Source organism: Mesorhizobium sp. B2-4-12 (genome assembly GCF_006441575.1).
GTDB lineage: Bacteria > Pseudomonadota > Alphaproteobacteria > Rhizobiales > Rhizobiaceae > Mesorhizobium.
This window is the reverse complement of sequence record NZ_VFVC01000057.1, coordinates 18,868-30,012: the sequence shown is the minus strand read 5'-3', so window position 1 is coordinate 30,012 and position 11,145 is coordinate 18,868. Positions and strand designations below refer to the sequence as shown.

10 protein-coding genes, 2 pseudogenes and 1 riboswitch are annotated in these 11,145 nt (G+C 61.7%); of the genes and pseudogenes, 5 read left to right on the top strand and 7 right to left on the bottom strand.

Going from position 1 to position 11,145, the window contains the following annotated elements; genetic code table 11:
- Positions 1 to 342: 342 nt before the first annotated feature.
- Positions 343 to 1,099: pseudogene (locus FJ934_RS25070) on the bottom strand (IS5 family transposase).
- A 73-nt stretch (positions 1,100 to 1,172) separates the two neighbouring features.
- Between FJ934_RS25070 and FJ934_RS28570 the strand changes: the two are divergent.
- Positions 1,173 to 1,271 (top strand): annotated as a pseudogene (locus FJ934_RS28570) (DUF1330 domain-containing protein); the annotation flags it as partial.
- Between the two features lie 50 nt (positions 1,272 to 1,321).
- On the opposite strand, the gene FJ934_RS25060 reads toward FJ934_RS28570, so the two are convergent.
- The 3 genes from FJ934_RS25060 to FJ934_RS25050 form a co-directional block, all read right to left on the bottom strand.
- On the bottom strand, positions 1,322 to 2,272 hold the full coding sequence (locus FJ934_RS25060; protein ID WP_140613105.1) for a glycosyltransferase: 951 nt from the start codon (positions 2,270 to 2,272) through the stop codon (positions 1,322 to 1,324).
- 115 nt (positions 2,273 to 2,387) lie between these two features.
- The gene (gene metW, locus FJ934_RS25055; protein ID WP_140613104.1) at positions 2,388 to 3,002 is read right to left on the bottom strand and encodes a methionine biosynthesis protein MetW; all 615 of its coding nucleotides are present in this window, start codon (positions 3,000 to 3,002) and stop codon (positions 2,388 to 2,390) included.
- Complete coding sequence (locus tag FJ934_RS25050) at positions 2,999 to 4,168, bottom strand: homoserine O-acetyltransferase (protein WP_140613103.1); 1,170 nt, start codon at positions 4,166 to 4,168, stop codon at positions 2,999 to 3,001. Before FJ934_RS25050 ends, metW begins: the two co-directional genes overlap by 4 nt.
- A gap of 118 nt (positions 4,169 to 4,286) precedes the next feature.
- Positions 4,287 to 4,364: riboswitch (SAM riboswitch) on the bottom strand.
- A 136-nt stretch (positions 4,365 to 4,500) separates the two neighbouring features.
- Here FJ934_RS25050 and hisC point away from each other — a divergent pair.
- Both hisC and FJ934_RS25040 read left to right on the top strand, forming a co-directional pair.
- A complete protein-coding gene (gene hisC, locus FJ934_RS25045) occupies positions 4,501 to 5,610 on the top strand; it encodes a histidinol-phosphate transaminase (RefSeq protein WP_140613102.1) in 1,110 nt (369 codons plus the stop codon).
- 6 nt (positions 5,611 to 5,616) lie between these two features.
- A complete protein-coding gene (locus FJ934_RS25040) occupies positions 5,617 to 6,552 on the top strand; it encodes a prephenate/arogenate dehydrogenase family protein (protein ID WP_181165764.1) in 936 nt (311 codons plus the stop codon).
- Positions 6,553 to 6,653: 101 nt separating this feature from the next.
- Here FJ934_RS25040 and FJ934_RS25035 read toward each other — a convergent pair whose 3' ends face one another.
- The 3 genes from FJ934_RS25035 to FJ934_RS25025 all read right to left on the bottom strand — a co-directional run bounded on the left by FJ934_RS25035 (position 6,654) and on the right by FJ934_RS25025 (position 9,341).
- A complete protein-coding gene (locus FJ934_RS25035; RefSeq protein WP_140613100.1) occupies positions 6,654 to 7,274 on the bottom strand; it encodes a hypothetical protein in 621 nt (206 codons plus the stop codon).
- Positions 7,275 to 7,410: 136 nt separating this feature from the next.
- Positions 7,411 to 8,337, bottom strand: a complete 927-nt coding sequence (locus FJ934_RS25030) for a sugar kinase (protein WP_140613099.1) — start codon at positions 8,335 to 8,337, stop codon at positions 7,411 to 7,413.
- A gap of 5 nt (positions 8,338 to 8,342) precedes the next feature.
- Positions 8,343 to 9,341, bottom strand: coding sequence for a DUF2125 domain-containing protein (locus tag FJ934_RS25025; RefSeq protein WP_140613098.1), 999 nt, complete (start codon positions 9,339 to 9,341; stop codon positions 8,343 to 8,345).
- 155 nt (positions 9,342 to 9,496) lie between these two features.
- Here FJ934_RS25025 and FJ934_RS25020 point away from each other — a divergent pair, with 155 nt between their 5' ends.
- Both FJ934_RS25020 and FJ934_RS25015 read left to right on the top strand, forming a co-directional pair.
- A complete protein-coding gene (locus FJ934_RS25020; RefSeq protein ID WP_140613097.1) occupies positions 9,497 to 10,018 on the top strand; it encodes a gamma-glutamylcyclotransferase in 522 nt (173 codons plus the stop codon).
- A gap of 124 nt (positions 10,019 to 10,142) precedes the next feature.
- A complete protein-coding gene (locus FJ934_RS25015; protein WP_140613096.1) occupies positions 10,143 to 11,090 on the top strand; it encodes an aldo/keto reductase in 948 nt (315 codons plus the stop codon).
- Positions 11,091 to 11,145: the final 55 nt, after the last annotated feature.

The following is an 11,145-nucleotide window of genomic DNA, read 5'->3' as shown; positions in this document are numbered from 1 at the left end:
GCCAGCCATGAATCAAACTCCTGCTCTTGTGACAGAAGCCAAACAAAATGAAGCTTACTTTTGTTCCAGGGGACTAGGGCCAAGACTCATAATTGTGGCGCGAGCGCTGCAGCGCTGTCATCAGTCTCTGCAACATTGCGCTTGAATGGTTGTGAGGCGATCAGGGGGCGACCCTGACCGGGTTCGGATTCGCACCGAAACGGGTTACCCCGACTATCTAAGCCCGAAATGCCGCTGCGGGCCCTACAGGAGCGACCTGTCCTTCCGCACTGAGCGTCGACATCACGCCAGACTACTGTTTGCCCTTGATCCCACAATTTTGCAAGTAGTTCGGGTTCGGCGTTAGAGCCAATAGCTGACTGTCGCTGCGATGCAGACCGCAGCGAGGAAGTTGGTAGCCAATCGATCGTATCGAGTGGCGATGCGGCGGAAGTCCTTGAGCCTGCAGAACATGCGCTCGATGGCGTTGCGGTCGCGGTAGAGGTAGGGCGAGAAGCAGTTCTTCCACTTCCTGTTTGCCTTCGGTGGAATATTGGCGAAAGCGCCGCGCTGCTTGACCTGGCGACGAATTGCGTCGCTATCGTAGCCCTTGTCGGCGTTCAGCAGGGTTGTCGTCGGCATCTGATCGATCAGCACTTCGCCCGCCTTGCAGTCGGCGACGTTGCCGCCGGTCAAAAGGAAGGCGACAGGCCTGCACATTCCATCAGTCAGGGCGTGGATCTTGGTGGTGCGCCCGCCGCGTGATCTGCCAATGGCCTGGTTGAGTTCCCCCTTTTTCCGCCCGCCGCACTGCGATGGGCACGAACAGCCGAGGAATCGATAAGCAGTTGTGCCGGTGGCCCACCAGCACTGGCCAAGGCTTGGAATATGCCGGTCCAAATGCCTTGTTAGCCCAGCGATGGAAGCGATTGTAGAGCGTCTTCCTCGGACCGTAGGCGGCAGGTGCGTCCACCCAGCGTCCACCGCTCTTGATGACGTGGATGATGCCGCTGATAACCCGCCGGTCATCCACGCGAGCCTTGCCCCGCGTGTCAGTCGGGAGATGCGGCTTGAGCTTCGAGAATTGTTCGCCCGTCAGCCAGAAATAGTCCCGATCCATCGAAGCCTCCAGTTGGTGACCTTGAATCACGTCAGCCGCATCAATGAAAGCGATTTATGGGTCCGGACCCTAGCAGGCGATACTGTCGCTGCGCACCAACAATTCTCAATCCGACGTGGTGTTCGCCAACGGCGTCGAACATCCGCACGGGGCTACGGATGTCCTGGGATAGGAACGATTGCGGTTGCTGTTTGGTGCCGTCGGTTTTGGGCGTGAATGCATTCATTCACCCGCAAAGTCGGGCAGAACTTCAATCTCGTCATGGACGAGACCCACGGCCAAGCTGAACTGGCCCCAAAATGCCAAACTGTAGAATGCCAGGCCGACAAGCAGAGACATTGGAATTTGCCAGACCGGCATTCCCGTCTGCCGGGCATGCCGTACGACGCGCCGTGTTGTACGCCACGACATGGTCTGCCACCGGCTGAGCGACTTTGCGATCCGGCGGCCACGATGGGAACTCCCCAGTTCTCTAAATTTCCGGTCGGCATCGCGGCCGGTCACCAATGCGCGCCAGCGGAAGAATCGCCAGCCGCGCGGCGGGTGATGATAGACGCGTGCATTGGCGCTGACGAGCTTGTGGCCGTCGCGCTCAAGCGCACGCATCAGGAGCGTACAGGAAACCTTGAAACCATTGTTTTCGGGAAAGGGGTGATTGGCAATCCAGTCACGGCGAAAAGCCACATTGTTGGCGTTTATCGCCCGTTTCGAAGCAAAACGCGTGTCCTTTTGCGCCATTGGGAAAAACCAGATCAGCGCAAACGTTCTCGACATGAAGTCGTCGTAGTAAAGGTAGGTGTAACCATTTACGGCGACGGTCGCTGGATCTTGAAATGGACCGAGCATGGCCGAGAGCCATCCAGATTCCACGACCGTATCAGAGTCTGTAAAAATGACGACATCGCCGTCGGTTGCTGGAATGCCGTTGTTCTTAAGATCGTAGTACCGTCCGCCTGGGCATGCGGCGAAGATCAAGTCGGCAACCTGCTCGAGCTGCGATGCTGCGGATGCGATATTGCTTCTCAGCAAAAGTGTATCCGCCTCGTCTCCGCCATGGGAGATAACGATCTGGGGCCTAGCAAAACCCAGCGAAGAAACAGCGCCGATTTCGCGCGCCAACGCAGTCAGCCCGACGCTGACCTCTTCGAGGTCGACCGACCTGGCGTTCTCCATTTCCAGGACCAGGGAATAGCTCGGGGAATTTAGCGGCACGTTCCAAGAGATCCCATTACGGCGTCAAGAATTCAAGCAACCTCTTAGGAGCACGAAGAAATCCAGATATCAACCATTATCGTTTCAGCAAAAATATTGCCTGCTGGCCGAAGAAATTCCAGAACCACCAGGGCATCGACAGGCCGATCCTCTGGCCGTTGGCGTCGAGCGCGGTTGCCTTTTCCACCGTCGCGCCCAGTTCCTCGCACAGATTGACGAAGTCGCGGATGGTGCAGAAATGGATGTTGGGCGTGTCGTACCAGGAATAGGGCAGGTCCTTGGTCACCGGCATGCGGCCCTTGACGAACAGCGACAGGCGCACCCGCCAGTGGCCGAAATTGGGGAAGGAGACGATCGCCCGGTTGCCGATCCTGAGCAGTTCGTCGAGCACCAGCTTCGGGTTACGGGTGGCCTGCAGGGTCTGCGACAGGACGACGAAATCAAAACCCTTGTCGGGATAGAATTCGAGATCCTTGTCGGCATCGCCCTGGATGACGGAGAGGCCGCGTGCCACGCATTCGTTGACACCACGCTGCGACAGTTCCAGTCCGCGGCCGTCGATCTGTTTGGTCTCCTGCAGGAGTTCGAGCAGCGAGCCGTCGCCGGAGCCGACATCGAGCACCCGCGATTGCGGGGGAATGAGATTCGCGACGACCTCGAGGTCAACGCGCTGCGTACCGTTGACAGTCATGGATTGAGCCCTCTGGCGCGCGCCGCCGAGCCGATGAAGCCGTTGATGGCCGCGAACAGTTCCGGCTCGTCGAGCAGGAAGGCGTCATGGCCGCGATCGGTCTCGATCTCGACGAAGGACACCGAGGCGCCGGCGGCGTTGAGCGCGTGCACGATGGAGCGGCTTTCCTCGGTCGGAAACAGCCAGTCTGACGTGAAGGACACCAGGCAGAAGCGGGTCTTGGTGCCTGCGAAGGCGTCCGCCAGCCTGCCGCCATGGTCGGCGGCAATATCGAAATAATCCATCGACCGGGTCATGTAGAGATAGGAATTGGCATCGAAGCGGTCGACGAAGGTCATGCCCTGGTGGCGCAAATAGCTTTCGATCTGGAAGTCGGCATCGAAGCCGAAGGTCAACGCTTCGCGGTCCTGCAGGTTGCGGCCGAATTTTCGGTGCAGGGCGGCTTCCGACAGATAGGTGATGTGGGCGGCCATGCGCGCCACCGCCAGCCCCTTTTCCGGGCGCTTGCCATAGTCGAAATATTTGCCGCCATGCCACTCCGGATCGGCCATGACGGCCTGGCGGCCAACCTCGTGAAAGGCGATGTTCTGTGAGGAATGGCGGGCGCCGGTGGCGATCGGCAGCGCTGCAAAGACGCGCTCTGGATAGCTCGACGCCCATTCCAGCACCTGCATGCCGCCCATCGAGCCGCCGAGCACGCAGAACAGTTTCTCGATGCCGAAATGGTCGATCAGCATCTGCTGCGCACGCACCATGTCGCGAATGGTGATGACAGGCAGGTCGAGCCCATAGGGTTTCCCGGTGGCGGGATTGGTCGAAGCCGGGCCGGTGGAGCCCAGACAGCCGCCGATGACGTTGGAACAGATGACGAAGAAGCGATTGGTGTCGATGATCTTGCCGGGGCCGATCAGCACTTCCCACCAGCCAGGCTTGCCGGTCACCGGATTGGTATTGGCGACATGCTGGTCACCGGTCAGCGCGTGGCAGACGAGGATGGCATTGGAGTGGGCATCGTTCAGCGTGCCATAGGTCTGATAGGCGATCTGGAACGGCGACAGCAGCGTGCCGGCGTCGAGCTTGAGCGGCTTGTCGGGCCCGAAACGCAACACCGGGCTCGACGGCTGGTCGGCCTCGTTGTTGGTCTTTCCTGCGCGCTGAGCGGCCATCACGTCTCTCTTGCTGCACCGAGCCCTGGCGCGGATCGCTGCCGATCCGCGCGCCGCCGATGCGTTCGTCCGGCCGGTCACGGACAACAAAAAACCGGCATTGCCTTCGCAAGCCGGTTACGTCACGCAAACGGCCCTTTAGCGAGTTGTTTAACGTGGCTGCAAGCCGACCGGCCAAATCACCACGGAAGTTCGCTGCTGTTCTAGAACTCGCCCGCCTTGCCGTCAATGCCGGCCGCTGGCCCCACTGCCGCCTCTCGACATTGCGGGCCACGACTTGTATTTCCGCTGCGGCCTTCCGATGAAGGCATTTTCGACGGATTTTGCAAAAAATGAACCAGACACCGGATCAGGCACGTCCAACACCGCGCGCGGGCATCATGGACATAGATGCCTATGTGCCCGGCAAGAGCACGGCACCCGCCGGTGTCGCCAAAGTCCACAAGCTGTCGTCGAACGAGAACCCGCTCGGTCCGTCGCCAAAGGCGATCGAGGCCGCGCGTGAGGTTGCCGCCAGGCTCGACATCTACCCCGATGGCACCGCGAGGCGGCTGCGCGAGGCGATCGCCGAGGTGCATGGGCTCAACCCCCAGAACATCATCTGTTCCAACGGCTCCGACGAGATCCTCGGCCTGCTGGCGCAGACCTATCTGGCGCCAGGCGACGAGGCCATTTTCACCGAACATGCCTTCATGGTCTATAAGATCTACATCCAATCGGCCGGCGCCACGCCTGTCGTGGTCAAGGAGACCGACGAGCGCGCCGACATCGACGCGATATTGGCCGCCGTCACGCCGCGTACCAAAATCGTGTTCCTCGCCAATCCCAACAACCCGACCGGCACCTATGTGCCATTCCAGGAGGTGCGCCGCCTGCATGCCAGCCTGCCAAGGCATGTGCTTCTGGTACTCGACGCAGCCTATGCCGAATATGTCCGCCGCAACGATTATGAAGCCGGCATCGAACTGGTCGGCAGCGCCGAGAACGTGGTGATGACCCGCACTTTCTCCAAGATCGGCCTGGGCGGGGCGCGGATCGGCTGGATGTATGGGCCCATGCACATCGTCGACGCCATCAATCGCGTGCGCGGTCCCTTCAACGTCAACGCCACCGCGATCGAGGCTGGCATCGCCGCGATCCGTGACCGTGCCCATGTCGAGCGCAGCGTCGCGCATAACGAGACCTGGCTCACCTGGCTGACCGAAGAGATAACCGGTGTTGGGCTGCGCGTGACGCCTAGCGTCGGCAATTTCATCCTCATTCATTTCCCGGACGACCAGAAGCATTCCGCGGCGGCGGCCGACGACTACCTGACAGCTCGCGGCTATATATTGCGGCGCGTTTCCGGCTACGGCTTCCCCAATGCGCTGCGCATGACCGTCGGCACCGAAGAGGCCAATCGCGGCGTCGTCGCCGCGCTCACGACATTCCTGAAAAGCTAGAGCACCATGACATCACCGATGTTTGAGAAGATCGCGCTGGTCGGCATCGGCCTGATAGGCTCGTCGCTGGCCCGCGTCATCCGCCGCGAGGGGCTGGCTCGCCATGTCGCCATCTCGACGCGCAGCGCCGCCACGCTCAAGCGGGCCGAGGAACTGGGCCTCGGCGATTCCTACACCACCGACGCGAAAGAAGCGGTCCGCGACGCCGACCTGGTCATCGTCTCGGTGCCGGTCGGCTCGTCCGGCGCGGTGGCGCAGGAAATCGCACCGGCCCTGAAGGCGGGTGCGATCCTCACCGATGTCGGCTCGACCAAGGCCTCCGTCATCGCGCAGATGCAGCCCCATGTCCCTGACAGCGTCCATTTCATTCCCGGCCATCCGTTGGCGGGTACCGAAAAATCCGGGCCGGATGCCGGTTTTGCCGACCTGTTCGACAATCGCTGGTGCATATTCACGCCCCTGCCGGGCACCGATCCGGATGCGCTGGAACGGCTGTCGGAATTCTGGCGCCGTTGCGGCGCCAACATCGACACGATGGACCCGCAGCATCACGACATGACACTGGCCATCGTTTCGCATTTGCCGCACATCATCGCCTACAACATCGTCGGCACCGCCGACGATCTGGAATCGGTGACCAAGACGGAAGTGATCAAATATTCCGCCTCCGGCTTTCGCGACTTCACGCGTCTGGCCGCCTCCGACCCGACCATGTGGCGGGACGTGTGCCTCCACAACAAGGACGCCATCCTCGAAATGCTGGCGCGGTTCTCGGAAGATCTGGCGTTCCTGCAGCGGGCGATCCGCTGGGGCGACGGCGACAAGCTGTTCGACCTGTTCACCCGTACCCGTGCCGTGCGCCGCTCGATCATCGAGGCCGGCCAGGATATCGACGCCCCCGACTTCGGCCGCCAGGCGGTCGAACATCCGGCGAAGGGATAAGCTGGTCCTAGCTAAGCGGCTAAACAGGAACCTTCGCTTTAGCTCGTTAGACTATCCTTGGCGCGGACCATCAACGCAAGCTCCTATCGATCCGCTCTTAGCTAGCCCCATAGCCCAGCCCAAGGTTTGATGTGTGCCCACCATTCGGCGGGCGTAACGACGCGAATGGGGAGTTGGTGTAGGTACTCACGCTTGCGCACAATGGTGCGCCGATCGCAGGTGCAGAATACGTCGCAGTCCAAGCCAATTGCGTTGCCGATTAGCTCCCGGTCGGATGGGTCTGACAGCGCAGCCGTGAACGGCGCGTCAAGAAGCCGCCGTCCTAAAGTCGCGGCATAGGCGCTTTCTTCCGAAGACGGATGGACGAGCCCGCAGGCATAATCCAATAGCCGTTCCCGCACACCCGTGTCCGGTGTCTCGCCGATTTCTTCAATGGTCTTGTGCGACGCGACGATCTCCCAAGGAGCCCGGCCACCGATGTGGAACACGTGCATCAGCGCCTCAATGTCATGCGCGCGGGTCTGGTCAAGCCCTTCGGGCAACCAAGTTTGTTCGAAGATATGCCCGCTATACTTCACCATGAGATTCACGACGTTTGTGTCAAGAAATACACGGCGCGGAATGGCCTCGAAAGGATACTGTTCGCAGTCAAAACTATGCTGCGCTTGGCTGTGATACAATATCCACTTGCCGCGTGTGGCATCCCAATATTCGAGACCCATATGTGACCTCCAAGGGGCCGCCAGCAACATAGCCTCGAATCACTGCGTCAGAATAACCCAAGAAACGGCAATGAGCGGGCATTATCTCTTTCGATGACCCGGGGGCACATGTAAACTGCTGTAACGAATTTAGGAGCTAGTTGGCAGGCCACGTCGCCGCGACCATGGCCACCGTTTCTGCCCGGCCCGGTGCGCCCAGCCGGCCGCCAAAGCGCTGGCATTTGAGCGCGGCGGCGGCACTGGCAAAGCGCAGGGCGTTCTCTATCGGCATGGCTTCCGCAAGTCCCACCGCAAAGGCGCCGTGAAAAACGTCGCCGGCTGCCAGCGTGTCCACCACTTTGACCTTTGGCGTTGCGACGTGGCGAACAATTCGGGCCGAGCGGTCGAACCACCAGGTGCCTTCCGCGCCGCCGGTGACGGCGACAAAAGCATCGGTACGCGAGGCCAATTCGGCGCAAGCGGTTTCAGGAGCGAGCGCGTGGCGGCAGACGATGCGCGCCGCCGGTTCGGAGGCGACGATATGCGAAGCCAGCGGCAGCATCTGCTCCAGCACCGCCAGCGGCGCGGTATCGGCGTCGAGAATTGCCGGGAGGCCGGCAGCGCGCGCCGCCTTGAGGGCAAGTGCCGCGGCTCCAGGCCAGCGCACATCGGCGAGCACGGCATCGAACGTCGTGACGTCCGCGAACGGCAAGGCCAATGGATCGGCCTGGGCCCGGCTGTCATAGAACGGCACGATGATGCGCTCGCCATGCGCGTCGACGAGGATCGAGGCCAGTGCCGAGCGGGCGCCCCTGACACGGCGCACATGGCTGCAATCAACCCCTTCCGCCGCGATCCCGGCAATCAGCTGATCGCCGATCGGATCGTCGCCGGTGCTCGCCCACAACGACACCTCGGCGCCAAGGCGCTGCGCGGCACAGGCAGCGCTCGTGGCCATGCCGGAGGCGATCTGGACGCCATCCGAAGCGATGAACTTTCCCTGATGCGCGGGCAGCGCCTCGACATGCAGGATCGTGTCCAGCGTCAGAGCGCCGACACTCAGGAGCTTCACGGGTCTTGCCATCGAAGCTATTGCACCGGCTTGATCTTGCCGAGCGGGATGAAGCCGAGAGCGGCCTTGCCCTTGACCACCTTCAGCGGCATCGACGGTTCCTTGCCGAGCAGAGCGAGAGCGGCAAAGCCCTGTTCGATGGCGTTCTTCTGTTCGGGTATCGCGCCGGCAAGAATTGTCGCCACGGCTTTCGGATCCTTGATCCTGATCATCAGATCGGCGTCAACCAGGCCTTCGGCATCCACCGACAGCGGCCCCGACACGGTAACCCGCGCCGTGCCTGACGACAGATCGAGGTTGCGGATCTCGACCCTCTGGCCGCGCAGGCTCTTCACCTGCGTTCCGATCAGCGCGACACCATTCTTCAGCGTGGCGTCGCCGCTGGCATCGAGCGCCGGCAGCACGCGCCCGCCAATCGCGTCGGGGTCGATCTCGAGATCGGTGAAGCTGCCGACATAGTCGACGTCCTGACCGTTCGGCTGCAGCTGGCCTGAGGCCTTGCCGGCGCTGAACAGTTCCACCGGATCGGTGTCGTCGGCCGGATCGGTTTGACCGGACAGGCCCTCCGCCTGCAATGCGACGCGCCGTGGCAGCGGCCATGACAGTTTGACGTTGGCCTGCAGATTGTCCCAGTCGATCCATAGCGGCACCATGCCGGGGACAGAGGTCCTGAGCGGACCGCGCAGATCGGCGGTCGGCGACAGGGGCTGGATGATCTGCGCGGCCGCATTGAAGGAGCCAGACGAGGCCGCGATGTTCTTGGCGTCGTCCTCATAGGCCAGATTGTCGCAAGAGACGGCAAAGCTCAGCGGATAGCCACTGACCTGGAGGTTGGCGCAGCCGGCCTGGATGCCGCTCTTGTTGAGCGTGGCGACCGCCTTGTCGGCCTCGGTCCTGACCCTGTTGGCCAAATAGAACCAGCCGGCGCTGTAGATGGCGAACAGCACAACGATGAACGCCACGAGCCAGAACAGGCCGCGGCGGGACTTTGGTCGGCGGTCGTCACTTGACGTCATGCTTTGGCTCTCGTTAACGCATGGGTATGGGTGGACGGACCTTCGATTCCGACAACACCAGGTAGACAGAGACGAATAGGTAGACGGAGACGGTCGGAAAAAACACCGTGTTCCGGTGCGGCATTGCCATTCTTTTTGCGATCAGGCGCAGCGATATGGGCGATTTTTGGGTGTTTGGCTACGGTTCGCTGATCTGGCGACCGGGTTTCGCGCATGTCGAGACGCGGCGCGCGCAGCTGCATGGCTATCGCCGCTCGCTCTGTGTCTACTCCTTCGTCCATCGCGGCACGCGCCAGCGGCCCGGACTGGTTCTCGGTCTCGACCATGGCGGTTCCTGCGTCGGCCTTGCATACCGTGTGCCTGGCGAATTGCGCGACGAGGTCATTGCCTATCTGCGCGAGCGCGAGCTCGTCACCAGCGTCTATCTCGAGCGCACGCTCAAGATTCGCCTCGACGGCGGCGATATGGTCGAAGCGGTTGCCTACATCGTCGACCGCAAGCACGAGCAATATGCAGGCACGCTAACAGCCGCCGATGCGGCTGCCGTGGTGCGCGGTGCGATCGGCCAATCCGGCAACAACGAGGATTATGTCTTCAGTACGCTGAAGCATCTGGAAGCGCTGGGAATCCGCGATCATTGGCTGGAGGATGTTGCGCACCAGGTAGCGCCTTTGTGAGCCTTGGCTTGGCGGAAAAAGGCCGCCAGGCCTTTGACCTCGATGGGTCAAGACCTAGGTTAGGCTCCGAACCCTCGGCCCGCGGGCGACATCCGCCCCGTCCCCAACATCACGGAGATCCGTCTTGCAGAAACGCCGTCTCGGTCGCACCGACCTTTTCATCGCGCCGCTTGTCCTGGGCGGCAATGTCTTCGGCTGGACCGCCGACGAGAAAACCTCTTTCGACCTGCTCGACCGTTTCGTGGGGGCCGGACTCAATGCCGTCGATACGGCGGACGCCTATTCGCGCTGGGTGCCGGGCCACAAGGGCGGAGAATCGGAGACCATCATCGGCAATTGGATGAAAGACCGCAGCAACCGTGACAAGGTCGTGGTGGTGACTAAGGTCGGCTCGGATATGGGGCAGGGCCACAAGGACCTCTCCGCCGCCTATATCGAAAAGGCCGTCGAGGCGTCGCTGGAACGCCTGCAGACCGATGTCATCGATCTTTATCTGTCGCACTGGCCGGATCCGACCACGCCCTATGAGGAAACCCTCGGTGCCTATGAGAAGCTGCTCGCCAAGGGCAAGGTCCGCCATATCGGCTGCTCCAACCTCGATGCCGGCCAGTTGCGGGCGGCACTCGATGTGGCGAGCCTGCGCGGTCTGCCGCGTTATGAGGTGCTGCAGCCGGAATACAATCTCTACGATCGCTCCTCGTTCGATGGGCCGCTGCGCGATTTGTGCGTGGCCGAGGATATCGGCGTCATCACCTATTTCAGCCTCGCCAAGGGTTTCCTGAGCGGCAAGTACCGCAGCGAGGCCGATCTTGGCCAAAGCCTCCGTGGCGGCGGAGTGAAGGACTATCTCAACCCGCGCGGCATGCGCATCCTTGCGGCACTCGACGCGGTATCGGCCAGGCTTTCGGCCAAGCAAGCGGAAGTCGCGCTTGCCTGGGTTATCGCGCGGCCAGGCGTCACCGCGCCGATCGCCAGCGCCACCAAGCCGAGCCAGATGGACAGTCTGATCAAGGCTGCGTCGCTGAAACTGACCGCCGACGATATCGCCGAACTCGACAAGGCCAGCGGCTGAAGCTCCCCGCGCCGCCGCGCACGAACGTCCAAGACCACCCTCAAGTCTTGCCATA